General features: G+C 62.2%; 24 protein-coding genes. 17 read left to right on the top strand and 7 right to left on the bottom strand.

The window, feature by feature from the left end:
• Position 1: 1 nt before the first annotated feature.
• The 3 genes from ACX4ZE_RS17370 to dapA form a co-directional block, all read right to left on the bottom strand.
• Positions 2-1051 (bottom strand): SDR family oxidoreductase, encoded by a 1050-nt coding sequence (locus ACX4ZE_RS17370; RefSeq protein ID WP_480274497.1) that lies wholly within the window; start codon positions 1049-1051, stop codon positions 2-4.
• 1 nt (position 1052) lies between these two features.
• Positions 1053-2384 carry a phenylacetate--CoA ligase family protein gene (locus ACX4ZE_RS17365; protein ID WP_480274496.1) on the bottom strand — a complete coding sequence of 444 codons (1332 nt, stop codon included), beginning with the start codon at positions 2382-2384 and terminating at the stop codon, positions 1053-1055.
• 81 nt (positions 2385-2465) lie between these two features.
• A complete protein-coding gene (dapA, locus tag ACX4ZE_RS17360; protein ID WP_480274495.1) occupies positions 2466-3377 on the bottom strand; it encodes a 4-hydroxy-tetrahydrodipicolinate synthase in 912 nt (303 codons plus the stop codon).
• Positions 3378-3450: 73 nt separating this feature from the next.
• On the opposite strand from dapA, the gene ACX4ZE_RS17355 reads away from it, so the two are divergent.
• From ACX4ZE_RS17355 to thpD, 15 genes are all read left to right on the top strand, one after another.
• Positions 3451-4383 (top strand): LysR family transcriptional regulator, encoded by a 933-nt coding sequence (locus ACX4ZE_RS17355; RefSeq protein ID WP_480274494.1) that lies wholly within the window; start codon positions 3451-3453, stop codon positions 4381-4383.
• A 64-nt stretch (positions 4384-4447) separates the two neighbouring features.
• Complete coding sequence (locus ACX4ZE_RS17350) at positions 4448-5263, top strand: alpha/beta hydrolase family protein (protein WP_480274493.1); 816 nt, start codon at positions 4448-4450, stop codon at positions 5261-5263.
• A 55-nt stretch (positions 5264-5318) separates the two neighbouring features.
• Positions 5319-6002: a cytidylyltransferase domain-containing protein gene (locus tag ACX4ZE_RS17345; RefSeq protein WP_480274492.1), complete on the top strand. Its 684-nt coding sequence runs from the start codon at positions 5319-5321 to the stop codon at positions 6000-6002.
• A complete protein-coding gene (locus ACX4ZE_RS17340; protein WP_480274491.1) occupies positions 5989-7197 on the top strand; it encodes a M20 family metallopeptidase in 1209 nt (402 codons plus the stop codon). Before ACX4ZE_RS17345 ends, ACX4ZE_RS17340 begins: the two co-directional genes overlap by 14 nt.
• Before the next feature lie 4 nt (positions 7198-7201).
• Entirely contained in the window at positions 7202-7966 is a 765-nt protein-coding gene (locus ACX4ZE_RS17335; RefSeq protein WP_480274490.1) for a helix-turn-helix domain-containing protein, read from the top strand.
• Between the two features lie 606 nt (positions 7967-8572).
• Complete coding sequence (locus ACX4ZE_RS17330) at positions 8573-9412, top strand: PP2C family protein-serine/threonine phosphatase (RefSeq protein ID WP_480274489.1); 840 nt, start codon at positions 8573-8575, stop codon at positions 9410-9412.
• 79 nt (positions 9413-9491) lie between these two features.
• Positions 9492-10352 carry an SDR family oxidoreductase gene (locus ACX4ZE_RS17325; RefSeq protein ID WP_480274488.1) on the top strand — a complete coding sequence of 287 codons (861 nt, stop codon included), beginning with the start codon at positions 9492-9494 and terminating at the stop codon, positions 10350-10352.
• A 265-nt stretch (positions 10353-10617) separates the two neighbouring features.
• Positions 10618-11031, top strand: coding sequence for an STAS domain-containing protein (locus ACX4ZE_RS17320; protein ID WP_480274487.1), 414 nt, complete (start codon positions 10618-10620; stop codon positions 11029-11031).
• 160 nt (positions 11032-11191) lie between these two features.
• On the top strand, positions 11192-11569 hold the full coding sequence (locus ACX4ZE_RS17315; protein WP_480274486.1) for an anti-sigma factor: 378 nt from the start codon (positions 11192-11194) through the stop codon (positions 11567-11569).
• Between the two features lie 550 nt (positions 11570-12119).
• Positions 12120-12830: a response regulator transcription factor gene (locus ACX4ZE_RS17310; RefSeq protein WP_480274485.1), complete on the top strand. Its 711-nt coding sequence runs from the start codon at positions 12120-12122 to the stop codon at positions 12828-12830.
• Positions 12817-13920 carry an ATP-binding protein gene (locus tag ACX4ZE_RS17305; RefSeq protein WP_480274484.1) on the top strand — a complete coding sequence of 368 codons (1104 nt, stop codon included), beginning with the start codon at positions 12817-12819 and terminating at the stop codon, positions 13918-13920. Before ACX4ZE_RS17310 ends, ACX4ZE_RS17305 begins: the two co-directional genes overlap by 14 nt.
• Before the next feature lie 90 nt (positions 13921-14010).
• On the top strand, positions 14011-14610 hold the full coding sequence (gene ectA, locus ACX4ZE_RS17300) for a diaminobutyrate acetyltransferase (RefSeq protein WP_480274483.1): 600 nt from the start codon (positions 14011-14013) through the stop codon (positions 14608-14610).
• Positions 14607-15884: a diaminobutyrate--2-oxoglutarate transaminase gene (ectB, locus tag ACX4ZE_RS17295; protein WP_480274482.1), complete on the top strand. Its 1278-nt coding sequence runs from the start codon at positions 14607-14609 to the stop codon at positions 15882-15884. Before ectA ends, ectB begins: the two co-directional genes overlap by 4 nt.
• The gene (locus tag ACX4ZE_RS17290) at positions 15881-16279 is read left to right on the top strand and encodes an ectoine synthase (RefSeq protein ID WP_480274481.1); all 399 of its coding nucleotides are present in this window, start codon (positions 15881-15883) and stop codon (positions 16277-16279) included. The genes ectB and ACX4ZE_RS17290 overlap by 4 nt, the downstream gene beginning before the upstream one ends.
• Positions 16280-16287: 8 nt before the next feature.
• The gene (gene thpD / locus ACX4ZE_RS17285; RefSeq protein ID WP_480274480.1) at positions 16288-17193 is read left to right on the top strand and encodes an ectoine hydroxylase; all 906 of its coding nucleotides are present in this window, start codon (positions 16288-16290) and stop codon (positions 17191-17193) included.
• A 229-nt stretch (positions 17194-17422) separates the two neighbouring features.
• Here thpD and ACX4ZE_RS17280 read toward each other — a convergent pair whose 3' ends face one another.
• On the bottom strand, positions 17423-17896 hold the full coding sequence (locus tag ACX4ZE_RS17280; RefSeq protein ID WP_480274479.1) for a DoxX family protein: 474 nt from the start codon (positions 17894-17896) through the stop codon (positions 17423-17425).
• Between the two features lie 266 nt (positions 17897-18162).
• Between ACX4ZE_RS17280 and ACX4ZE_RS17275 the strand changes: the two genes are divergently transcribed.
• Complete coding sequence (locus tag ACX4ZE_RS17275; protein WP_480274478.1) at positions 18163-18405, top strand: hypothetical protein; 243 nt, start codon at positions 18163-18165, stop codon at positions 18403-18405.
• 39 nt (positions 18406-18444) lie between these two features.
• On the opposite strand, the gene ACX4ZE_RS17270 is transcribed toward ACX4ZE_RS17275, so the two are convergent.
• Positions 18445-19608, bottom strand: coding sequence for an alpha-hydroxy-acid oxidizing protein (locus tag ACX4ZE_RS17270; protein ID WP_480274477.1), 1164 nt, complete (start codon positions 19606-19608; stop codon positions 18445-18447).
• A gap of 262 nt (positions 19609-19870) precedes the next feature.
• Between ACX4ZE_RS17270 and ACX4ZE_RS17265 the strand changes: the two genes are divergently transcribed.
• The gene (locus ACX4ZE_RS17265; protein ID WP_480274476.1) at positions 19871-21157 is read left to right on the top strand and encodes a glycosyltransferase 87 family protein; all 1287 of its coding nucleotides are present in this window, start codon (positions 19871-19873) and stop codon (positions 21155-21157) included.
• Between the two features lie 35 nt (positions 21158-21192).
• Here ACX4ZE_RS17265 and ACX4ZE_RS17260 read toward each other — a convergent pair whose 3' ends face one another.
• Entirely contained in the window at positions 21193-21639 is a 447-nt protein-coding gene (locus ACX4ZE_RS17260) for a nuclear transport factor 2 family protein (RefSeq protein ID WP_480274475.1), read from the bottom strand.
• Positions 21640-22956: 1317 nt separating this feature from the next.
• Positions 22957-24060, bottom strand: coding sequence for a CapA family protein (locus ACX4ZE_RS17255; RefSeq protein ID WP_480274474.1), 1104 nt, complete (start codon positions 24058-24060; stop codon positions 22957-22959).
• Positions 24061-24080: the final 20 nt, after the last annotated feature.

The raw sequence follows: 24080 nt of genomic DNA, 5'->3' as shown, positions 1-24080 counted from the left end.
TTCAGAGCGTGCTCTCGGCGTCGATGAATTTGGTGAGCTCGTCGATGAAAACGGCCCGCTCCGGTCCCACGCTGCGCCGGAAGCGTTTTTCTTTGCGCAGGTAGTCGGAGAAGAATTCGATGCGTTTGGCGAAGAACCTTTCCAGAGTGGATGGATCGTCGAAATACTCATTGACTATGTAGATCCGGTCTTCCAGCCCGAGCAGCTTCAGCATGTAGTCGGTGAAGTCGCCGACTGCGGATTCCGAGCTCCCACTCACGTGGTAAATACTCTGACCGGGTTGTGTCAGCTCGGTGTTCACGATGGCGCGGGCATCCTGAACCACGTGATCCACCGGGATGAACGAGATACGACAGTTCCGGTCGGCGGTGAATCGCACCGACTCATCGGAATCGCCCAGCATCTCCTTGAACTTCCGCAGTTCCGACAGGTAGCCGTAGAGTCCGGTGTAGCTGCCGCTGGGCCGATAGTCGGTCGAGGTGCCCACGATGACCGAAGGGCGCACGATCAGAGTCCGCAGTCCCTCGAAACCGGCTACCGCGTGCTCTGCCGTGCACTTGCTTTCTTCGTACACATTGCTGAATGTGGACGGGTGGTGCAGCTCCTCGGCGATGTCACCGTATAGGGTGCCGCAAGTGTACGCGGTGGACATGTACACAAACAGATCCGCGCCGACCGCCTTCGCCAGCTCCAGCGCTTGGCCGGTGCCCGCGACATTGGTCGCGAACACCTGATTCCGCCTCCCTTTTCGCCATTGCAGCGAGGCCGCGAGGTGCCAGAAGACCAATGGCTCGTCGCTGCGCTCGATCGCATCGGGGGCGACCCCACATTTCGGCTCGGTGAGTTCCCCGTTCACCACACGTACTCGGCCCGAGCCGTCGGCGCCGAAACCTGCGACTGTCAGCGCCTTGCGAATCCGGTCGGTGGACGACAGCTCGCCCCGGCCGCGGGCCAGTGCGTGCACGCTCGCGGTGGCGTCGTCCGCGAGTAGATCCGCCAACAGATGACTGCCGACAAAACCTGTTGCACCGGTGAGGATATGATCGGTCATGTCAGATCATCCTCTCGACCGCGCGTGCGAGATCGTCTGCGGAACGGTCCTCGATATCGTCGGCCACCCGCACCCGGAGATCTTTGATACGGGCCGTTTTCCAGCTCACCCAGCCGCCAGTGGTGCTCTTGAGGTCCAGCAGTGGGTGGATTTCGACTTCGGCGGTGACTCCGAAGGAATCGGTCAGCCGGCCGCCGACCAGTTTCTTGATCTCATCGTGGTTGGTCCCTTCCTTTGCCTTCACCCGCACCAACAGGTGATCGGCTCCATCTCGGGACCGCACTTCGACCTCGTATCCGTAGATCAGTTCCGGATCGACCAGAACGGCGTCGTCGATCTCAGCGGCACTACGTTGATGGCCACCGATCTCAGTGCGATCTTTCACTCGCCCTAGTACCTGCAGTGCGCGGTGGCCTCGCTCGTCCTTGGTAATCCGACACAGGTCGCCGGTCCGGTAGCGGATGAGCGGCTTGAGACCCGGCACCAACGAGGTCAGGCACAGTTCGCCGTAACCTTCGAAGCCGAGGGTCTGCTCGGTATCCACATCGAGCACTTCCAGCAGATAGCTGGGTTCGATGATGATCTGAGCGCCGTCGGGCCTGACCGCAGCGGGAGCACCGGCCTCCTGCGAGCCGTAGTTGAAGTTGTACACCTCGGCCTGCCAGCTCTGCGCCAGCAGATTCCGCATACTGTCCGAGCATATTTCACCTGTGGTGAGCAGTACCTCGACGAACAGGTCCTCAGGCACTTCCACACCGTAGGCGGAGCTCATTTCAGCCAGTGCCATGAGCAGACCGGGCGAGCAGTACAACATGGTGACCTTCAGTTCGACCAGCACCTCGAAGAAACGGGCGAAGCCGAGCGTGGGGGAGATCGGGAACAGGTCCAGCTTGGTGATGCCTATGTACTCGGCCGCGAACGACATACTCAGGCATGCCGAGTGCACGTCGTTGGGTGCGACCACTGCCAGTACGGGGCGTTCGTCGGAGTCGGTGAAGTGCTTGTCGACGATCCGCTGCAGTGCGTGCGCCAGCGGAAGCCAATTGCATTTGAAGTCGATCGGTGCGCGCGGGCACGGGGTCGGTCGGCCGGTGGTACCGGTGGTTTCGAAGTAGTACGCCGCATCACTGATCGGCCCGCACAACATATCGTCCAGTGCCTGGCGCAGATCGTCCTTGGTGGTGTAAGGGATGCGTGGCAGATCCGCGAGGGATTCGATCTCGAGATCCACGCCGTCCAACCGACTGCGGTAAAACGGCGACTTTTCGTGGACATGACCGAGCACGGTCCGCAGTGCCGACGTCTGCCATTCGGTGAGTTCCTCGGCAGTCACCTGTCCTTCGTTCCAGCGTGTCAGGAAATCTATCCATGTAGTGATAGCCACGTCGTGCCAGGACTCTCTGTGTGGGCGGGTTCAGGAAGCGGGTACAACCAACATCGCGAGCGCATCGGCCAGCCGACGCAAGTGTTCCGGCTGTGATTCCAGCAGCGGTAGTCGCACACTCGCATGCGGGATGACCCCGAGTTCGACCAGTGCGGCCTTGGCCATGATGGCGCCTTGCGAGGTGTGCATGATGGAGTCCGTCAGCGGTAGCAATGAGGTCTGGATGGCTCGGGCTGTGTCCAGATCGAAACTGCGGACTGCGGCAATAAGATCCGCGATGCGGTCGGCACAGATGTTGCCGACCACACTCACCACGCCGGTGGCGCCGCTGGCGAGATAGGGCAGATTGAGTTCGTCGATACCGCAGTAGTAGGCCAGCGAAGTGTGTGAGAGCAGCGACATCGCTTCGAACAGGTCGCCCTTGGCGTCCTTGACCGCGCGGATCTGTGGATGTCCGGACAGCTCTATGAGCGTGTTCGCCTCCATTGGCATGCCAGTGCGCGCGGGCACGTCGTACAGCATCACCGGCAACTCGGTGGCGTCGGCCACGGCTGTGCAGTGCGCCACCACCCCAGCCTGTGTCGGACATGAGTAATAGGGGCAGACCAGAAGCAATGCGTCGGCACCTGCGTCGGCGGCCTCGCGAGCTCGGCGCACGGAGACTGCGGTGTCGTAGGTACCGACACCGGCGATGACTCGCGCGCGGCCACCAACCCGGCGCGCCGCGGCGCGCACCAGATCGACCGACTCGGCGGCGGTCAGAGTGGGGGATTCGCCGGTGGTGCCACCGACGACGATGCCGTCGCAGCGAGTGGCGAGTAGATGGTCGACCAAGGTGCGCAGACCGAGTTCACTCAGCGAGCCATCGGGCTGCATTGGAGTCACCATCGCGACGAGATTGGTTCCGAAGAGTTCGTCAGCGGGCAGCTGCGTATCGGTCATTGCATGATCTTGCCGCGCACTCACAGAAGCGGTAAAGCGATACTTTTTCACCGGTATCATGTAGCCTCCGTTCATGATTGACATCGGGGGGCTAAGGGCGCTCCGGGCAGTAGCGGCATTCGGAACTATCGTGCAAGCTGCCGAGGAACTGGGGTTCACGGCCTCGGCGGTATCCCAGCAAATCAAGCGACTCGAACGACAGCTGGGCGTGACGGTACTCGCTCCGGCCGGGCGCAAGGTGGTGCTGACCCCGGCCGGACAAGTCATCGTGGACGCCGCACCTGCGGTGTTCCGGGAGCTGGAACGCTGCATCGAAGCGGCGCAAGCAGTTTCGCAAGGCACGCCACGCGGAACTCTGCGAATCGTGGCTTTCTCGACCGCTATCCGAGGGCTTGTGGCGTCGGCCGTCGCCGGGCTGGCGGTGTCCCGTCCGAACGTGCAAGTGCGTATCGTCGAGCACGATCCGGACGAGGCGCTGCGTAGCGTCGACGCAGGTACGGCGGACGTCGCGATCGTACATGATGCGGACGGGCTGCCGAATCCGCTGCCGTCGTCGATGACCCAACGTCTGCTCCACACCGACGTCGGCGATGTGGTGATGCACCGATCGCATCCTCTGGCAGCGCAGGACACCCCACTCACCATTGCAGACCTGGCCGGATATTCCTGGGTGTGCAGTCCCCGCGGAACGGTGTGTCACCAATGGTTCAGACGGCTGTTCGCCGAGGTTCCCGAGGAGCCCGATGTGCGGCACCTGATCGATGACTTCTCCACACAGCTATCGCTGGTCGCCAAGGCCGGTGTGCTCGCGCTCATCCCGCGACTGGCTCGACCGCCGCTGGGCGATGTGCTGGTGTGTCGGCCGTTGCGGCGCCAACCCAAGCGGGAGGTTTCGGTGGCCTGGCGTCGTAGTGCCGATGCGAGCCCGGCGATCCGCGCCCTGCTCTCAGAACTCAGCTCTGCTGCCGGGCCGGAGCCTGCGACTTCGCACCCGAAATTACGGTGACCCACTGGCCGAAACGCGCGCAATGGATTGCGACACATGATGCTGCCTAGTACATTTCGCGGCCATGCAACTCTTCGTCGAGCGTGATACCGACCGACTCTCGATTCAGCTCTACGACCGAGAAGAGGCCGAAATCGTTGTGTTGGTCCTGCCTGCCATGGGTGTTCCCGCCCGATACTACCGGCGATTGGCCGAGGCGCTCTGTGCCAGCGGAGCGATCGTGGCCGTCGCAGATCTGCGCGGCACCGGCGACAGTGCCCCACAGGCAGGGCGGGGCAGCCGCGCCGATTACGGCGACCTGTCCGATGATGTCGGCGCGGTACTGGCGGTATTGGGCGAATACCGCACGGGACGGCGTACGATCTTGCTCGGTCATTCGCTCGGTGGCCAGATCGCGGTGATGCACCTCGCGCGCTCGGGCAGCGTTGACGTGGACGGCTTGGTGCTGATCGCGGCCGGTATGCCGTACTGGCGGGCTTATGGCTCGCGCGGCTGGCAGGCGCATCTGTTGCGCGCTTTCGTCGTATCGACGGTTTCGATCTGCGGTTACTGGACGGGTTGGGGCTTCGGCGGTCGGCAGCCCGCCGGCATCATGCGGGATTGGGCGCACACCAGCAGAACCGGTGAATTCCCCGACCACCTCGGTGTCGCCGAGACGATGACGGGCATCACCACCCCTACTCTTGTCCTGACCGTCGACGGCGACCACCATACGCCACCCGCGGTCGTCGACCAGTTGGTCGATCGCCTGACCGTTGCGCCGGTCCAGCGCAAGCATATAACCGCAGCTGCCGCGGGTGCGCCACTGGATCATCTGCGCTGGGCCAAAACCCCCGCACCCGTTGTTGCGGCCGTTCTCGACTGGAGCAAAAGCCACTGATCTCGGTCTCCGCGGCAACACCCCTTCGCCAGCTCCCTCGTCAGACAGGACCGAAATGAAATATGTCATCCCAGCCAAACGTTCGTCGAGCCGGGTACCGAACAAGAATTTTCGCCCGTTCGCGCAAGGTAAATCCCTGCTGGATATTCTTGTGACGAAACTAACGGATATCGCCGCAGATCCGCGTGATGTGTACTTGTCCTCGGAGGACGAGGCCACCAAGGAATTCGCCGACAAGTACGGTGCTTCGTTCCTGCAGCGAGAACCGCACCTCACGGAGAATTCCTACCCTTTCCAGTCGGTAGTGAACGAGGTGTGCCTGGAGGTACCCGGCGACGACGACATAATGTGGTGTCATGCCACAGATCCGCTGTTCGACAAGCATGCAGCCGTGGTGGAAGCATGGGAGAATCGGACGGAAGGCACCGCGGACTCGATTGTCGTAGTCTATCCGATGAAAGATTATATTCTGGATTCGAATCATAATCCTATGGGTTTCGGATTCGGACGTTGGCACCGGCCGTCGCAGGAATTGCCGACCTTCTACATGCTCGGTTTCACTTGCTCGATAATGACCCGCCACACCGCCACGAATATCGGTTTGGTCGGTGCGCGCCCACTGTGGTTCGAGGCCGAAAATCTGACTATCGACATCGACACGCAGGCCCAATTCGATTTCGCGGGCAAACTCTACGAATTGACGATGCCCGCGCAAGAAAGCCTCGATGCCCGTGCCTAGTACCGACATGGTGGATATGTGGCGGCTAGCCGAATCGGTCGCCGAGCTGGTGCGTGTCCCGAGCGTGAACCCATTGCAGGCCGGACCACGCGCGCAGGAGCACGGCCCGGTCGGTGAACAGGTGCTCGCGCTGCTGCTGGCTGAACGATTCAAGGCGTACGGCGCCGATGAGGTCGTGCTGGACGAGGTGCTTCCAGGCAGGCCGAATGTATACGGCCGTTTTCCCGGCCGATCGGATCGGCTGGTGGTGGTCGACGTGCACACCGATACCGTGACCGTCGAGAATATGACCGACCCGCCCTTCGACGGCCGAATTGCCGACGAAAGTGTCTGGGGTCGGGGAGCTTTGGACACCAAGGCGACCATGGGAGTGCTGCTGGCCCTGCTCGAGTCCTGGAATCGGGAAGGGAGGCGGCCCGAGCCGACCCTGCTGGTCGTCGGGTCGGTCAGCGAGGAAGTGGGTGGGCTTCTCGGGGCCACTCACTTCCGACGATGGTCCGGGGAGCGAGGGCTGATCATCGACCAAATGCTGGTGGCCGAGCCGACCGAGTTCCGTCCAGTGCACGGGTTGAAGGGACTGGTACTGGTCGAGGTGACCGCTCACGGGATCGCGGCCCACTCGTCACGGCCGGAACTGGGGTCCAACGCTATCGAGGCGATGGCGCCGGTCATCGCCGCGTTCATTGCTGAGAATGCCCGCCTGGCATCGCTTCCCGCGACCACAGAACTGGGTCGCGGGACCATATCGGTCACACAGATCGCCGGCGGTTCAGGTAGCAACGTGATTCCGGACCGCTGCTCGATCTCGGTAGGGCGGCGCATTGTTCCCGGTGAGGAACCGGCTGAGGTAGTAGCTCAACTTTCGGCGATCGCCCGTGCGGCGTGCCCAGTGTCATGCGAGATCAGATCCCTGTTGCCACTGAGCCCGGACGGTGATCCCGGCACTCCTCCTTTCTATCAGCGCCCTGATAGCGGCCTGGTGCGATTCCTGGCGCAAGCGTGTGGTACGGAGCCGATGGTGGCCCCGTTCGGCACCAATGCGCTCCGGTATTCCGGGTTGGCCCGTGAACTGGTCGTTTTCGGTCCAGGTTCGATCGAGCGAGCGCATCAGTCGACTGAACGGATCGCTGTTTCCGATCTGGTGAAGCTTGCCGGTGTGCTCGAGGCATGGCTGGCTCCGACGAAAGTAGGTTAGGAACATGGCGACCGCCACTACTGCGGAAACCATCGATCGTGTACATGAGCCGATCCAACAATTCAGTCGCAGTTGGATGCTGGCGAAATCCACCGACGCCTACGGAGTCGAGCTGGGATTCGCCACCGGAGCCCAGTTCTGGGTGGTCGGCCGGGCCGGCGTGCTCGGCAGTTGCTCAGTCGAAGTAGCGGCTGCCGCAATCGCTTTCGAACCCATCGAGAAGGTCCGCTCGGCTTGGGAGAACGTCCCGGCGGGTCTGACCCACTTCGAGGTCGCCCTGCACTACCGCGACCGTATCACTGAGTGGGGAACTCGCGTCTTCGCTGGTCACGACCCCGCCCAGCTCGACACTATCGACACACTGGGCCGTCGCATCATCGACGCGGCACCCTCCGCTCTGGGCGTCTTGTTCGTCGGTTGGCGCGCTCTCGCTGCTCCCGACTCCCTGCCTGCCCGTGCCGCCCTCACCCTGCATCTGGTTCGTGAGCTTCGCGGCGCAGCCCACATCGCGGCCATCACCGCCTGTGCGCTCACGCCTCTCGACGCCATCCTTTCCGCTCCTCACCCTCCGCCTCGCACCGGCCCTGCCTACGCTGAACGTATGGGCTACCACGGACCCTTCCGTAACTCGGAAGAGATTCGCCCCCAACGCATGGAAGCGGAGAGACTGACAGGCGCAATACTGGAGCCCTACTTCGGCATGCTCACTCCAGAAGAGCTGGATTATTTCGGCGAAGCTGTCGAAACCGCTTGCTACGCAACCTTGTAGACCGAGTCCGTTGACGAGACCGAGCGTCCAGCGTACGTGTTGTCGGGCCGAGACACGGATTCCCGTGAGGCCGGCACAGCTATCTGCGCAGGTCGATCCTGTAGGCAGGTATTCATCGATGGATCGGGTGGTTCGGTTCGTGTCCGGTCGTTCGATGCTGCAGCATCGGCGTGTCGTCGGCGCGTTGTGACGGGGATGGCGATCCAGCCGATCCAGCACAGGAATCCGACACTCGAAAAGCTCCCGTACTATCGCGAGCGGAGTCGGCCGGCCGGGGACGAAGGAGGACGGTATGGAAGGTCGCATCGGAGACAGGCCACTGTGTTTACGGTGGGGTCGGCGAGTTCCCGGCCACGCCACAGATATGGTCGCCACAGTGCCGCAGTCCGGACTCGTGATCGTCCGATGAGCGACGTTGGCGCCCGGCTACGCTGCGCGGGGTGCGCGACCGTTGGTCTCGACAGCCGTTATTGCGTGTCCTGCGGACGCGAACTCGGCTACCGGTATGTCGCCTTACCTGTTCACGACTGGCCACCATGCCCGGACTGTGGCGGTGTTCGATTCAGCGCCGACGGGCAGTGCGTGTACTGCAGTCGACCTCGGACGGTGCCGGACCGTTCCGAAGCCGATCTCGGCGCAGTCGCTGTGCTCACCGACCGAGGGATCGTCCATGAGCGCAACGAGGACGCCGTCGCCGCGGGCGTGATCGACGGCACAGTGTCCGGAGTGCCTACGGCTGTCGTGATCGCGGTGAGTGACGGAGTCTCGAGCTCGGTGCGACCACAGGTGGCATCCGAGGCGGCGGTCCAAGCCGGTGTCGGTGCCATCGTTGTCGCGCTTACCGCCGGACAACCCGCGATCGGCGCCATAACGGCCGGGCTGGAGGCCGCTGCGCAGGCCGTACACGATGTCGATGTTTTCGGCGGTCCTGCTCCTTCGTGCACGTATGTGTCCGCCATCATGGTGCCCAATGGGGCCGGTACCGATATCACCGTCGCCAATGTGGGAGACAGCCGCGCGTACTGGCTGCGCCAAGAACTGCCAGCTCGACCGGGTAACGTACCTTCGCAGCGGCTGACAGTCGACGATTCTTTAGCGCAAGCGCTGGTCGACGTCGGTGTGCTGGACGAAGGAAAGGCGATGACCGATCCGCGGGCGCATACGCTGATCCGTTGGCTCGGCGCGGACAGTCAGCCGAAGCCGTGGGCAGACAATTGCGTGCGGGCGATGCGCACCACGGGTCCTGGCGTGCTGCTGTTGTGTTCGGATGGTCTGTGGAACTATCTGCCTGATTTTTCTGCTTTGTCCGAACAGGTCGAGGGGTTGACTCCGGCGGCGGCGGCCACCGCGTTGGCCGAGTTCGCCTTGCGCTGTGGCGGTGGTGACAACATCACAGCAGCGGTAGCTCCTGTTCCATGGCGGGGAAGCCTGGGCGAGGATCGGTGATTCTGCCCGCGTAGCTCTCGGGGCACTGTCCTCCATTTTCATAGACAGTGGTGTTCATGTTTGCGTATGGTCGTCGCCTATGACGAAGTTCCGCGGCAAGACCTGCTTGATCACCGGCGCAGCCAGCGGACTCGGTCGCAGTATCGCCCTCGCAGTCGCGGATGAGGGGGCGATACTCATCCTGACGGATATCGCTGCCGAAGGGCTCGCGCGGACTGCTGCTATGACACGTGCGCTGGGAGCGGTCGTACCTGTGGCCACTACCGCCGACGTCAGTGACTACGACCAGGTTGTCGCGCTGGCCGCCACGGTGCATGCCGAGGTGGGCAGTGTCGACATCGTCATGAATGTGGCCGGAATCGCCACCTGGGGCACCGTCGACCAGCTGACGCATGAGCAGTGGCGACGCACCATCGATATCGATCTCATGGGCCCGATCCATGTGATCGAAGCGTTCGTCCCGCCGATGATCGCGGCAGGCCGTGGCGGCCACGTGGTAAACGTGTCCTCGGCCGCCGGCCTGTTCGGGTTGCCGTGGCATGCACCGTACAGCGCGGGCAAGTTCGGCCTCCGTGGGGTATCGGAGGTATTGCGCTTCGACCTGGCTCGCCACGGCATTCGAGTAAGCCTGGTGTGTCCGGGCGCGATGGCCACGCCCATGGTCGACAGCGTCGATATCGCAGGTGTCGACCGCACGGCCGAAGCGGTGCAGCGCGGGATGTCGTTGTTCATGCGGCACGCTGTGACGCCTGAGGCGGCGGCGCGATCGATCGTATGTGCTGTCGAGCGCAACCGATACCTGATCTTCACCTCAGGTGATATTCGCGTGGGTTTGTGGGCCCAGCGCTATTTCCCACCTGCCTACATTCTTGCGATGCGCGGCCTGAATTGGGCGATGCATCGCTATCTCGCCCAGAAGGCGAGCGCGTCCCCGCGCTGAGGGCGTTCCGGTCGAGGCCGCTGTGCTGTCCTTGAACTGCGGGTGCTGTCCATATCGCCCGCGACCCGATTCCCACAACAGCGGCTGAACGCTGTCGGGAACGGGTCGGCCATGCCACACTATAGAAAGGTTGAGAGCACAGCCGATCCCGGTTCGACGCATTCGGCGCCGCCGGTCGATGGGACGGCGCGACAACCGATTCGTTCCCTATCGCCCCCGCCCAGCTGTCGCGGAGAACTGGAATCCCCTACATGGGAGGTTCGACTTGTCTGCCATTTCTCTGCTACGAGAGCCCGCCGAGAGCGAGCCTCTCGAGGGTTCGGGTCCGGGACATCGTCGCGGCGGCCTGTCGTGGGCACAGCAGGTGGATCGCCGGCAAGAATGCGTGGTGGTTCGGGTCGAAGGCGAGTTGGACGCCGCCGTATCAGCTGAGTTCTTCGACACGGTCGACCGAGCACTGCAATCATCATGCAATGCCGTGGTGATCGATCTGCGGGTGACGAGATTCTTGAGCTTGCGCGCGGCCGTGGGTCTCGGTGCGCTGCGGACAGGCCGGTCCGATGGTCCGGATCTGCGGATCGTTGCGGGTGGATCAGGAGTCGAGCGGGCGCTGGAGGTCACCGGGGTGCGGTCGCTCTTTCCGCGCTATCCATCGATGCGAACGGCATTGGGTGTATGAACTGAGCACGGAAGCGCGCAGTCGATCCGTGCGGAGGCTCGGCGGACAGACGCGTCGGCACCCGGAGTGTTGTGCAGTGGCCGCAAGAACAAGGTGGTGATGGGTAATGGGGGAGTGGACTTCCCGACCCCATACCGATACGACAACTGTCGGAGTGCGCGTGCCCGCGCGATCGGGGCAGTTGGTCATGTTGCGCGCTCTCACCGAGACTGTAGCCCTCAACGGAGATTTTGCCTTGGACGAGGTAACCGATATCAGACTTGTGCTGGATGAGGTAGTGACTTCGCTGATTTCGGCGGCGGTTTCCTGCTCGATGGTCGACTGTGAGTTCACCTATGACGCTGACGAGATGGTCGTGCATGTGTCATCGATCACTACCTCGGAGCCGGTGGTCGATCAGTCCGGTTTCGGTTGGCATATTGTGCGCCCCCTGACAGGTTCGATGACTGTCGCACAGAACCCCTACGACAGCGAGCTCGGCGGGTATCCGACGGTAGTAGATCTCGGCTGGGTGCGGGGTGCCGTAGATCGTGGGTGAGCCGAGGGCTGGGTGCGTACCACTTCAGCGACATCGAACCTCTATTCGAAAGAACCGCAGCCAGGGCCTCGGGTGATTCGCGCAGGGAAGTGCTTGAGTAGCCTGCGTATCTCGAGAATCGTCGTGAGCCTTGTCACCGGATGTGGCCACGGAGGGACACAGCACTGCTCGGGCTGAGCGCGGCCCCGCTTTCGTGACTACGTGCGTACCGTTCTCCCACGGTGCTCGCCGGAGAGCAGGCGTGATATCCTGTACAGGTAAAAGGCCCTGCGGCCGAAAGTAATTCGGCTGCAGGGGCGCGAAGTTCGAATTTTATCCGGTGGTTGACGGTGCGGGAAGGGGATGATCCGGACACCGCCGAGCCTGTGCAGTGGGTCACATCCGGTGGCGGGCAGGTGATTGTGGTGCTGGTCTGCCGGACGTTTACCGGCTGGGATCCCGGGTATCCGAAATCGAGCAAGGTTGCTCGAAAGCGGAAGGTCGCGTCGATATCGAGGATGCGGTTGTCCGCATCGTGGCGTGCTTCCGCATGTCTGCAAGGGATAAGGTCTTGAGCGCAAACCTGATGATCGTGGAGGACGACGACCGGGTCCGGGGCGCATTACGCCTCGCCATGGAAGACGAGGGATACGACGTAGACGAGGCGGAGGAAGCCGAGGACGCGCTCACCCATCTGCGCAGCAACGGCGTTCCCGATGTGATGATCGTCGACCTGATGCTCGGGGGTATGGACGGATTCGAATGCATCCGAGAGATCCGTCGTGACCACGACGTGCCGATCATTGTGGTGAGTGCCCGTGACGACACCCATGACGTAGTGGCCGCCTTGGAGGCAGGCGCCGACGACTTCGTCACCAAACCGTTCGAGATCAAGGAGATCACCGCCCGCATGCGCGCGGTGCGCCGCCGCGCCCGGCTGAGCGCCGAGCGGGACGCACCTCAGGAAATGGTGCTGGATGCCGACGAGACCGCCCCGTTGGTGCTCGCGCAGGACAGCGGCGTCGTGCGCCGCGGCGACGAGGAGATCCGGCTCACACTCACGGAATTCCGGCTGCTGTGTGAGCTCGCGGAGTCGCCAGGTCGGGTGCTCAGCCGTACAGTACTGCTCGAACGCGTCTGGGATCGGGGGTTCTTCGGTGACGAGCGCATCGTTGACGTGCATCTGCGCCGGTTGCGTACCAAGATCGAACGGGATCCGTCCGATCCGTGCATCGTGGTGACGGTGCGCGGCCTCGGCTATCGGCTCGATGTCCAACGCTGAACGCGACGAAAAAGCCAAACGCTGGAGTCCGAACGCATGGAGCCTGCGCGGCCGGGTGACCGCTGCTTTCGCGGCTATCGCCGCGTTGATGTCGTCGGTGTTGGTGGTCTCGGTGTTCGCCATCAGCCGCGGCTACCTGGAGACGCAACGGCAGCGTGCGAGCACCGAGCCGTCCGCCGACCTCGATGCTGATCTGGAGCTGCTGCGCAATGTGCTGATCGGCTGTGCTGTGGTGGTTACCCTGATCGGCGCGGCGATCGGCTGGTGGGCGAGCAGGCGGGTGCTGACCCCGCTGCATCAGCTCGCCCGTGCCGCCGCGCGGATCGCTTCCGGTGATCTCGACCTGCGCCTGTCCGCCACCCACGATCAAGACCTCGCTGTCACGGTCGAATCGTTCAACACCATGGTGGATTCGCTGCAGCGACGGATCGAGCGCGAACATCGACTCTTCGGTGACGTCAGCCACGAGCTACGAACCCCGCTGACCACCCTGATGGCCAGTGTCGACGTGCTCAATCGGCACCGGGACGAGCTTCCGGAACGTTCGCAGCGCGCCCTGGCCCTGGTCACCGCTGAAGTCGATCATCTCCGTAGGTTGCTGGATGACCTGCTCGCGTTGGCCCGGGTAGAGGCGGGCATGCACAACAGAGATGCCGAACCACTGTCAGTGCGTGATCTGCTCACTCATACCCTGGCCGACCGCCGCTACCCGGCAGAGCTGCTCGAGGTCGAGCAGGACGTCACGGTGCGCGGCCGCAAACTGGAGCTGGAACGTGCGGTAGCCAATTTGCTGCACAATGCGGACCGGCATGGCGGCGGCGTGGTCGCAGTCGCGGTACGCGGCGACAATGGGGGGGCGGTGATCACCGTCGACGACGCTGGTCCCGGCGTGCCACTCGCGGACCGGGCACGTATCTTCGAGCGATTCGCCACTGCCCGCAGTGGGCGTCGCTCGCCGACTGGGACAGGGATCGGCCTCGCTCTGGTCGCTGAAACTGTCGCTACGCATCGCGGTCGAGTCGAGTGTATCGAGCGGCCGGGTGGCGGCGCACGGTTCATTATGCATCTACCCCGATGGGAGGACATCTAGCTGTAATACGAACGTAAAGAAGTCGACAGGTTGACCTCAAAGTCGTTTCGGAAACCTGGATTAGTACTGCCGACCCGACGAGGGAGTTGCATGTCATTACCTACCCTGTCCCCAGCGCAGCTCGAGCGTTCGCGTGCAGAAAATGCCGCGGCCGCCCTGGGGGGCACCCCGACCCGGAGTGATGCCGGACCGGCCGTAGTTCTGCGCACGCCTCGCGAGGGCGACGGTGCTCCGATGTGGAGAATCGCCAAGGATTCAGCGGTGCTCGATGTCAATTCGAGCTACGCGTATCTGCTGTGGTGCCGTGATTTCGCCCGAACCTCGGTGGTTGCCGAGGTAGACGGCCGTGTCGTGGGATTCGTGATCGGATTCATACGCCCGCAGGCGCCCGACACGGTTTTCGTGTGGCAGATCGCGGTGGATCACTCGCAGCGTGGCCGCGGCATTGCCGCCCAGCTGCTGCATACCTTGCTCAACAGCGTTGCTGCCCAGGGTGTTTCGGTGCTCGAGACGACGATCGCGCCGGATAACGCCGCATCTATTGCCCTATTCACGTCGGTAGCGGAAACGAGAGAGGCCGACCTTTCCAGGCGCCCCTTGTTCGATTCCGACGAATTTCCGGACGGTCACGAGCCCGAAGAGCTGTATTACATCGCGCCGACCGTCCGCACCATCGAGGAGGATCGATGATCAATAGCGATACCACTGTTTTCGAGAGTTTAGAGTCGAATGTGCGCGGCTATTGCCGCTCCTGGCCAACGGTGTTCACCACTGCTAAGGGCAGTTGGTTGCATGATGAGGAAGGTCGGGACTACCTGGACTTCTTCGCCGGCGCCGGCGCGCTGAACTACGGCCACAACAATGATGTGCTCAAGCGTCCGTTGCTGGACTACATCGCAGGCGACGGCGTCACCCATGGTTTGGACATGTCCACTACGGCCAAACGGGATCTGTTGACGACATTGCACGAGACTCTCTTTGTCCCGCGCGATTTGGATTACAAGGTTCAATTCCCTGGCCCGACCGGTGCGAATGCTGTCGAGGCCGCGCTCAAACTCGCCCGCAAAATCACCGGCCGCGAGACGATCATCAGTTTCACCAACGCCTTCCACGGCATGACCCTCGGCGCACTGTCGGTCACCGGTAACGCAGCCAAGCGCGCGGGCGCCGGCGTGCCGTTGGTGCACGCCGCGCACATGCCCTATGACGGCTACTTCGACGGCACCACTATCGACTTCCAGTGGATGGAGAAGGTGCTCGACGATACCTCCTCAGGCTTCGATCGTCCTGCGGGGGTGATCGTGGAAACCGTGCAGGGCGAAGGTGGGGTCAATGTCGCGCGCGCGGAATGGCTACGCCATCTCGCCGAGTTGTGTGCGGTCAGGGAAATCCCGTTGATCGTCGACGATGTGCAAATGGGTTGTGGGCGTACCGGGCCGTTCTTCTCTTTCGAGATCGCTGGTATCAAGCCCGATATCGTCACGCTGTCGAAGTCGATCGGGGGCTATGGCTTGCCGATGGCCTTGGTGCTGTTCAAGCCGGAGCTGGACCAGTGGTCGCCGGGAGAACACAACGGCACCTTCCGCGGCAACAACCCCGCATTCATCACCGCGACGGCCGCGCTGCGCCACTACTGGTCCGACGATGCTCTCGTGACCGCGACCGAAGCCAAAGGCGAGCGGATCGAGCGCACCCTCGGGGAGCTGGCCGAACACTTCTCCGGTGTTTCCACCCGTGGTCGTGGCTTGGTGCAGGGCATCGTGTTCGAGGATCCTTCACAGGCGGGCAAGGTCTGCCAGATCGCTTTCGAGCGCGGTCTGTTGGTGGAAACCTCCGGTTCCACCGACGAGGTAGTGAAACTGCTGCCGCCCTTGACGGTCACCGAGCAAGAACTCGATCATGGCTTGCACATTCTCACTGACGCTGTGGAGTCGGTCTGCAGCGGGATCGGAGCAATCGTATGATCGTGCGTACAACGGCGGAGATCACCGATACCGAGCGTGACGTCGCGGGCAAGGGGTGGCGCAGCAAGCGCATCGTCCTCGGCGGCGACGGTGCCGGTTTCTCTTTCCACGAAACCACCATCGAGGCGGGTACGACGCACGAGTTCCACTACCTGAACCACGTGGAAGCTGTATGGCTCATCGAAGGGGAGGGAACACTGACCGACTTGGACAACGATGTTGTCTACGAGCTCGCCCCGGGCTCGATGTACCTACTCGACGGGCATGAGCGCCACCGCATCGAGGTACGTACCCAGATGAGGATGATGTGCGTGTTCAACCCGCCGGTCACGGGGCAGGAGGTTCACGACAGTAACGGCGTCTATCCGCTGGTAGCCGCGACGATCGGAGGTTAGGGACACTAATGGTTCTGCAGCACACCGATACTCGGTTCGAGGTCGATCGCTACGATCGTTACCCGACTCGTCTCGCTACGCCCGCTCCTCACTTGGAACGCGCCGACTCGACGGTGTGGGGCAAGATTGAGCGCCCGGAGCTCGAGTCTTTCGACTCCGACGGGTTCGTCATCCTTGATGAGATGATCACCCCCGCCGAGGTGACCGAGTTCAGTGGCGAGATCCGCAGCCTCGCAGAGGATCCCATACTGCGCGATGACGACCGACTCATCGTGGAGAAGACCTCGAATCGGGTCCGATCGATCTTCGAGGTGCACAAGCTCAGTGCGGCGGTCGCAGAACTTGTCCGTCGGCCTCGAGTGCTCGAGTTGGCCCAGCAGGTGCTCGGTTCGGAAGTGTATGTGCACCAGAGCAGAGTCAACTACATGCCAGGATTCCGCGGTACCGGTTTCTACTGGCACTCGGATTTCGAGACCTGGCACGCCGAAGACGGCATGCCTATACCGCGTGCGGTGAGTCTTTCGATCGCGCTGACGGACAACTACCCCTTCAATGGCAGCTTGATGGTGATGCCGGGCTCGCACCGCACCTTCGTGCCGTGCCTGGGTAGCACTCCTGCTGAGCATTACCGGGAGTCGTTGCGGGAGCAGGAGATCGGAGTGCCGACGACTGAGGACATCACCGTGCTGGCGGAGCGGTACGGGGTCACTCAGTTCACCGGCCAGGCCGGTTCGGCGCTGTTGTTCGACTCCAATCTGATGCATGGATCGGCGAACAACATCACACCGTTCCCGCGCTCGAACATCTTCATTGTGTTCAACAGCGTGGAGAACACGCTGGTCGAGCCGTTCGCCGCGCCAGCGCGGCGACCGGAATATATCGGCAGTCGCGATTTCACGCCGATATCGGTGTGAGTGTCGAGGTCCGAAGGTGGCGGAGCGGTGTGACTACGTGGGCTGCGAGATCCACCTGCACGAGTCCACGCTTACCCATATCAGCGGTGGTCCGTCGACATTGTCGACAGCTGTAGCTCCCCGAGGTGCAGCGCAGAAAAGATCCGGATAGTGATTCGAGCGCCCCGGCTCAGGTCCATACTCGGCACGACCTGAGCCGGGGCGCCACGCTTTGTCTATCGCCCCAGCACTATCGGGTGAGTCCCGGCACCGGATCGACTACGACCCGCCACCGGGTGTCGGCCAGCCGATGGTCCAGCGCGAACCGCCCTGCGCCGACCAGTACGAGCAGCAACAAGAGCAGCAGGAGCAGCCATTCTGACGCGTAGAAAAGATTGCTGAGTAGATCCTTGGGCGTACTGTAATCGTCGCTGATCGCGGGAATGGTCACCAACAGCAACGCGCCGACCATGGTCGCCGATAGCGCGAGTGCGGCGATCCTGGTGAGCGCACCCACAACCAGCGCCAGGCCGAAGACCAATTCGGCCCACGCGGTCAACGGAGCGGTCAGTGCAGGGATCGGAGCGCCCATCTCGATGAATTGTTCCTGGAACCAGGCGGAATCGTTCACCTTGCGGATGGCACCGAGGAAGAACATTCCACCGACGCTGCCTCGACAGCACAGCAGCCAGATATCGAAAGCGGAGACCTTCGGCGAAAACATGCCACACAGTCTGCCCGAAAATTGCCAGCTGTGCGGGCGCAGGTTCGAACCAGAGGTGGCTGCACGGTCGGGTGACAGTGGTTGTGCAACCTGACCGGCTGCTGCTGGGGACATGATCGCTTCGTATTCGACCGGGGTCGATGCATCGTTCCTCGAGGGCATACATGAACCGGCGGCGCAGGGTGCGTGGTTTGGGTGGTGGGCGGCCCCACATCCGGAGATGGGCACGGGTATTGAGTTGGGCGGTAGCGATCCGGGTGGCGTAAGTGATCTCGTCGGGACTGGCTGACCACCGAAAAACTACCCCCTATGCCTGTGATCTCAACCCCGGCGAATCCGCATGGGGCAACCTGAAATCCAGCGAGCTGACCAACCTGTGCCCCGAGGCCATCGACCAAGCCGCGACCGCCGCCGAGGCCGGACTACCCGCATCGGCAACAACTACCAGCTCTGCCACGCATTTCTCAACCGCACACTGCCGATGGTCCACAGGCCAGGACCGGTGGTGAGCGCTCCGTGGGGAATGCGGTCGGCGGCCACACTCGAGGTTATGAGAGACGTCGGATCGCTTCTGGGGTGAGGTCGGCGATCGAGGGGTAGCCGTCGATCGCCATGAGTAGATCCGCCTCCGCCAGCAGTGCACGCAGTACGTGGACGATGCCGTCCACGCCAGCGAGTGCGAGCCCGTACGGATAGGGACGGCCGATGCCGACAGCAGTGGCTCCGAGCGCCAATGCCTTGACGATGTCGGCACCGGTGCGGATGCCGGAGTCGAATAGTACGGGCAGACCGTCGGCCACTGCCGCTATCTCCGGCAGATGCTCGATCGCTGGGATGCCGCCGTTGGCTTGTCTACCGCCGTGATTCGAGCAGTAGATACCATCCACTCCCTGATCTATGGCCCGCCGCGCGTCCTCGGGATGGCAGATGCCTTTGAGTACCAGCGGCAGATCGGTCGACGACCGTAGCCAGGCCAGGTCATCCCAGGTAAACGCGTTGCTGAACTGTGAGATCCAGGTCAAAGTGGCGGTTTTCGGGTCCTGTTCCGGGGGTGTGGACAGCAAGCCGCGGAACACCGGATCACTGAAGTAGTTGGCCAGACAGTGTCCGCGTAACTGCGGAAAATTGGCGAGCGACAGGTCGCGTGGTCGCCAGCCGAGCACCCATGTGTCCACAGTGACCACAATGACCTTGAAGCCCGCGGACTCGGCCCGGTTGATCAGGCTCTGCGCCAGCTCTCGATCGGTAGGCGGATAGAGCTGAAACATTCCGGGTGTGTCGCCGAACTCGGCGGCGACCTCTTCCAAAGGGTCGACTGTCAGCGTTGAGGCGACCATCGGCACACCGGTGCGTGCCGCCGCGCGTGCGGTCGCGATATCGCCGTGCCCATCCTGAGCGCACAACCCGACGACACCGACCGGGGCCAGGAAGATCGGTGTCGGCAGCGTCATGCTGAACAGCTCGATCGACAGATCGCGGGTCTTTTCCGCGCGCAGCATGCGGGGGACCAGCCCAAGTTTCTCGAATGCCGCCGCATTGGCACGCTGGGTGAGTTCGTCACCAGCGCCGCCTGCCACATACGACCAGATGCCGGGCGGCAGTGCTGCCTGGGCTTTCGCCTCCAGTTCGGCATATGTCATGGGCAGATCGGGCAGTACGCCCCCGAGACCCCGGAAGTAGATCTCGTACTGGAAATCGCCGAAATTCGTCACGCGGTTCCTATTCGGTCTCGATACGAGAATGCTATCGAACCACAGACATCCTGCCTTGGGGCTGGCCACCGCGAACTCTTCGTGGGACCCTCGCGTTCGGGCAGGCACTCGCTATCACGAGTTGGCGCGCATTCTCGACCTCGCTTTCGCCGATGTCGTGGTGTGCCGGTGACTAGAGTGTTGCCCGCGATTTTACCCGGTGCACTAGGTCGGAGCTCCCGTGTGGTGAATGTGCAACCATCGGTCGGTATAGTCGCCGCGGATGAGTAGTGTCAGTGCCAACGCCGAAACGCCGATACCCCATGACCGTCGACTCGGGCGTGTTGTGTGGCTGGCACCGGTCTTCTCGATTGTATTCTCCGCGTTCGTTCTCTTGACGCCGGTCTGGCCGTTACACCGGATCACCGGCGGGTTCATCGACTTGCAGGTGTATCGTCTCGGGGTCGATGCCATGCTCGATGGTGCTGATATGTATGGGCAGCTGCCGCAGACCACCGTCGGCGCCGGTCTGCCGTTCATCTACCCGCCGTTCGCCGCGTTCGCGTTGGGACTGTTCGCGATATTGCCTTGGGATGTGGCCGCGGCGAGTTTCTTCATCTCCTCGGTAGCCGCGGTTGCCATCACCCTGTATGCGGTCGCGCGACGGATCTGGCCAGGTGAGCAGCAGCGCAGGCTGGCGATGTGGGCCACGGTCTGCGCCACGCCGCTCGGCCTGCTGCTGGAGCCGATTCATTCGACATTGGACTTCGGTCAGGTCAATCTGCTGTTGATGGCATTGGTTACCGCCGATTGCCTGACGCATAAGCCACGCTGGCGCCGAGGAATGCTGGTCGGTATTGCTGCCGCGATCAAACTGACGCCCGCCGCGTTCGTGCTCTACTTCCTAGTGCGGCGGGATTACCGTGCGGCCGCAACCGCCGCGATCGCCGGTGCGGCAGCGACGGCCCTCGCTTTTGCGGTCCTACCGAAAGAATCGATCGAATACTGGTTCGGAGGGCTCGGCAATGCTTCCGGGCTCAGCGGATCCGCGTTCCATACCAATCAATCGATTCAAGCAGTACTTGCCCGGTTCAGGGTGCCGGAGCCCACGTTCACCATCGCTTGGCTGATCGTGGGCGCCCTGTTGTTGGTGCTGGTCGTCGCCGCGATGCGTCGAGCCGGTGAGTCCCCAGGGCTCGCGCTGGCCATCAATGCTGTATTCGCTCTGCTGGTCTCGCCGATCTCATGGTCGCACCACTGGGTCTGGATCGCACCCGCGCTGTTCGCCGTCGTCGGTTGCGCGACCGGTCTTCCCCGCAAGCGGGCGATCGGCTGGTGGGCGACATTCGCAATCACCACGGCGCTGTTCGTGATCGGTCCACAGAATTGGCTTCCTGCCGGAGACCGTCCTGAATCCGCCTGGACACCGTGGCAGCACTTCATCGGCAACTCCTATGTCTGGTGCAGCGTAGGGCTGGTCGCGCTGTATCTGGTCAGCAGCAGAGGTAACGTTGTGCCGTGGCGCGGAACGCAGTCACGCTCGGCCGCCACTACAGTCCTGATGCGGTGACGTTATCGCAGAATATGGTGGAAGGGACCGCTGTTTCAGCCCATCCCAGATGCAGCGGGAGCGACGAAGAGAAAACTCTTCTCCTCGATCCGCTTCGTGATGCGCCACTGCCCCCGGACGCGGAGGAAAGTGTCCAGGTACCAGAGCCCGCATAGCATCATGGTCGGTACACCGTTGCTACCTGGCATCAACATGGGGTTGTGACACATTGTTCGCCCGGTCGCGGTGTCTCCTTCGACGGTGATGGACGAGTTGCTGATCAAGTGTTGAAATGCGAGGAAATTCGGCAGCGCTGCGGCGAGGAAGGCCTTCGTGGCTGCCAGATCGCCCACCGAGCCGCCCATGGCCGAGTAGTCGATATGCGCGTCCTGGGTGAACACCTCGTCCAACAGGTCCCACTGATGGGTATCCACCGCGTGCGCATAGCGCACCATCAGGTCCTGGATCTCGAGCCGATCCGAAATCTCTTGCAATGACAGCACGCGCGTCTCCGAGTGAGGTCGATAACTGAGTAGATCCACCAGTATCGACGAACAAGGCATGGCAGGTGTGGTTATGTTTCTGGCCTTGTCCGGATTCTTCGAACCGGCACCACACTCATCGGTCGGCCGCAATACGCGGGGTTGTGCAATCGGCTGCGCCGATATCGAGGGCCGCGGGCCGATCGACCGACGTCGGATCGGCAACCGCGTCGCTGGACGTTGCTGGAAAACGCGCTGAATGATCGATGCCACATTACGGCTTTCGCGTCAGCACATTCACCAGCTCTCCGCCTTGGTCACGCACACCGGCGATCGTGCTCCGCACCATTGCTTTCGTTGCTCGTTCGTTCTGTGTGCAGGCGACCGTATGACACGCGAATGATATATCGAGACAATACCTTTCACACATCAACTTCGAACGATTCGAGACCTATGCGCATCGTACGTTCAGAACGTCTTGATACGCTTTCGAATCCAACGAAAACGCAATGCGATCGCTCTTCACGTCGGTGTACGCGGAGGGGTATTCGCTGAGTTCTGGATCGGCAGCGCCGCCGAATCGGCTGATTCTCTCGGCGGCAACTGCCGGCGGCGCCTCCTTGCCTGATAGGGAGAGCTGCTGCGTTGTCCTCAGCCACTTGAAATCGATGGATATGGACCGCATGCCGCTCGCGCCGTCTGCGCGGCCGATGGCTCAGATACAGAAAACGACGCTGCCGAATGGGATACACAGGACGACCGAGCCAAAGGCCGGTGTGGCCGCCGCTGATGGAGAGGGGGAGGCCGTCGTGCTGGCGGAAGCAGCAGGGGCTGCGGCGAAGCCAAGGGACAGGGCCATGGCGGTCGAGGCGAGGATTGTTGTGATCTTGGTGGGCATTGCGCATCCTTCGAATCGAGTGAATTCTTCCTCTGGCTTATGGGTCTCATGGTTCACCCATAGGACAGCGAACGCTAGGCATAGAAACATCAAGTTTCCGCGCATGCTATAACGAGAAGATCACCGCAGGAGTGTTTTTCGGGCTTCTGGAATCGAATGTCGCCGAAAAGATACCGCTGGACTCTTGTTCGCCTGACAAACCCCGTGATCGAATCAGCCGGTCACATGGGGATCGTTGTGCAACGGAGACCGAATAAGCGCGGCAGAACATCGAGTTATACCTCTTTGCTCTTGTGTTTTGCTATGCGGCGGGCGTGCCCGTGATACTCCGCTATCGAAGCCGGGTATCGCACACATCGGTGGCTTCTCGGCATTACTCGCAGGTGCCGCTATCATCGTCGCCGTCTTCGCGGTCGTGGTCGATCTATACAGCCGCCGCCTTATCCCTGCGCGGATTGGAATACCACAGGTAGATCCCCTATCCGAAGCTCCACACGGGTTCTGAAGTCACGGCTGATGTACTCGATCAAGTCGGCCAGCCAGCGGGATTCGCTGGAGGCGGCCCATTCCAGGCACATATGCCGTACCCGCAGCGGTACCAGCCGCACCTGTGCCCATCCAGGATCGATGGATACGAGATACAACAGACGGAGATGGGTGCGATAGCGCTCGTGGCCGCGGATGCCTTCGTAGTCGTCGATGACATCGCCGCATCCGTACAGAATCGGTTTGCTCCGGTAGATCTCGATCGGCCGCGGATGGTGTGCGGAATGCCCGTGTATCAGATCGATCCCGACATCGATCAATCGATGTGCGAACCGGGTTTCGTTCCGGGCCACCCCGTAACCCCAGTTCGGTCCCCAATGTACGGAAACGATGGTGATATCGTCCTGACGGGTGTACGCCAATAGGTGCCCCGCCACGTCATCAGCGGCGTCGACGCTCGGCGCATCACCGATTCGCCACAGTCCAGGCCTATCTCGGCATGCCGTCCATGCCTCCGGGACTCCGCTCGATCCGAACGCGACTGAAGCGATCACCACATGGCGGCCATCACCGAGTTCCACGATCGCAGGCGTCCGCGCTTTGTCCACATCCACTCCGGCTCCGGTGTGGCGGATACCCGCGGCATCGAGTGCATCGAGGGTGTCGGTCAGCCCGGGAACACCGAAATCGAGTATGTGATTGTTGGCCAATGCGCAGGTAACCGGAGCGATCGCGGTCAGCACTGGTAGATTCGCCGGATTCATTCGGTAGTGAATACCTTTGGCTGGGGCGAAAACACCATCGGCAGTGATCGAAGTCTCCAGGTTGATCAATCGAACCTCGGGCCGGATTCGAGTGAGGAGTGGCAGGACATCGCCCCATATCTGGTGGAAATCGACCGGATAGGGAAAGGGTCCGTGCGTGTGTTCGGCCAATACCACATATAGTCGTGCATCGTCGGCGTATTGCTCGCGCAGCGCTGGATTACCGGGGTGAGGAAGAATTTGGTCTACACCCCGGCCCAGCATGACGTCGCCGCCCAGCAGCACCGTCGTCATAGCTCTTATTGTCGGCCATC

This window comes from Nocardia sp. TBRC8007 (assembly GCF_056629435.1).
The sequence above is the reverse complement of the archived record's forward strand: the minus strand, read 5'-3'. Positions and strand labels throughout refer to the sequence as shown.

Excerpts from the sequence above, each read along its gene's own strand:
- ACX4ZE_RS17370 (WP_480274497.1), bottom strand. The coding sequence starts at position 1,051 with ATGACCGATCATATCCTCACCGGTGCAACAGGTTTTGTCGGCAGTCAT.
- dapA (WP_480274495.1), bottom strand. The coding sequence starts at position 3,377 with ATGACCGATACGCAGCTGCCCGCTGACGAACTCTTCGGAACCAATCTC.
- ACX4ZE_RS17355 (WP_480274494.1), top strand. The coding sequence starts at position 3,451 with ATGATTGACATCGGGGGGCTAAGGGCGCTCCGGGCAGTAGCGGCATTC.
- ACX4ZE_RS17350 (WP_480274493.1), top strand. The coding sequence starts at position 4,448 with ATGCAACTCTTCGTCGAGCGTGATACCGACCGACTCTCGATTCAGCTC.
- ACX4ZE_RS17345 (WP_480274492.1), top strand. The coding sequence starts at position 5,319 with ATGAAATATGTCATCCCAGCCAAACGTTCGTCGAGCCGGGTACCGAAC.
- ACX4ZE_RS17340 (WP_480274491.1), top strand. The coding sequence starts at position 5,989 with ATGCCCGTGCCTAGTACCGACATGGTGGATATGTGGCGGCTAGCCGAA.
- ACX4ZE_RS17335 (WP_480274490.1), top strand. The coding sequence starts at position 7,202 with ATGGCGACCGCCACTACTGCGGAAACCATCGATCGTGTACATGAGCCG.
- ACX4ZE_RS17325 (WP_480274488.1), top strand. The coding sequence starts at position 9,492 with ATGACGAAGTTCCGCGGCAAGACCTGCTTGATCACCGGCGCAGCCAGC.
- ACX4ZE_RS17305 (WP_480274484.1), top strand. The coding sequence starts at position 12,817 with ATGTCCAACGCTGAACGCGACGAAAAAGCCAAACGCTGGAGTCCGAAC.
- ectA (WP_480274483.1), top strand. The coding sequence starts at position 14,011 with ATGTCATTACCTACCCTGTCCCCAGCGCAGCTCGAGCGTTCGCGTGCA.
- ectB (WP_480274482.1), top strand. The coding sequence starts at position 14,607 with ATGATCAATAGCGATACCACTGTTTTCGAGAGTTTAGAGTCGAATGTG.
- ACX4ZE_RS17290 (WP_480274481.1), top strand. The coding sequence starts at position 15,881 with ATGATCGTGCGTACAACGGCGGAGATCACCGATACCGAGCGTGACGTC.
- thpD (WP_480274480.1), top strand. The coding sequence starts at position 16,288 with ATGGTTCTGCAGCACACCGATACTCGGTTCGAGGTCGATCGCTACGAT.
- ACX4ZE_RS17280 (WP_480274479.1), bottom strand. The coding sequence starts at position 17,896 with ATGTTTTCGCCGAAGGTCTCCGCTTTCGATATCTGGCTGCTGTGCTGT.
- ACX4ZE_RS17265 (WP_480274476.1), top strand. The coding sequence starts at position 19,871 with ATGAGTAGTGTCAGTGCCAACGCCGAAACGCCGATACCCCATGACCGT.
- ACX4ZE_RS17255 (WP_480274474.1), bottom strand. The coding sequence starts at position 24,060 with ATGACGACGGTGCTGCTGGGCGGCGACGTCATGCTGGGCCGGGGTGTA.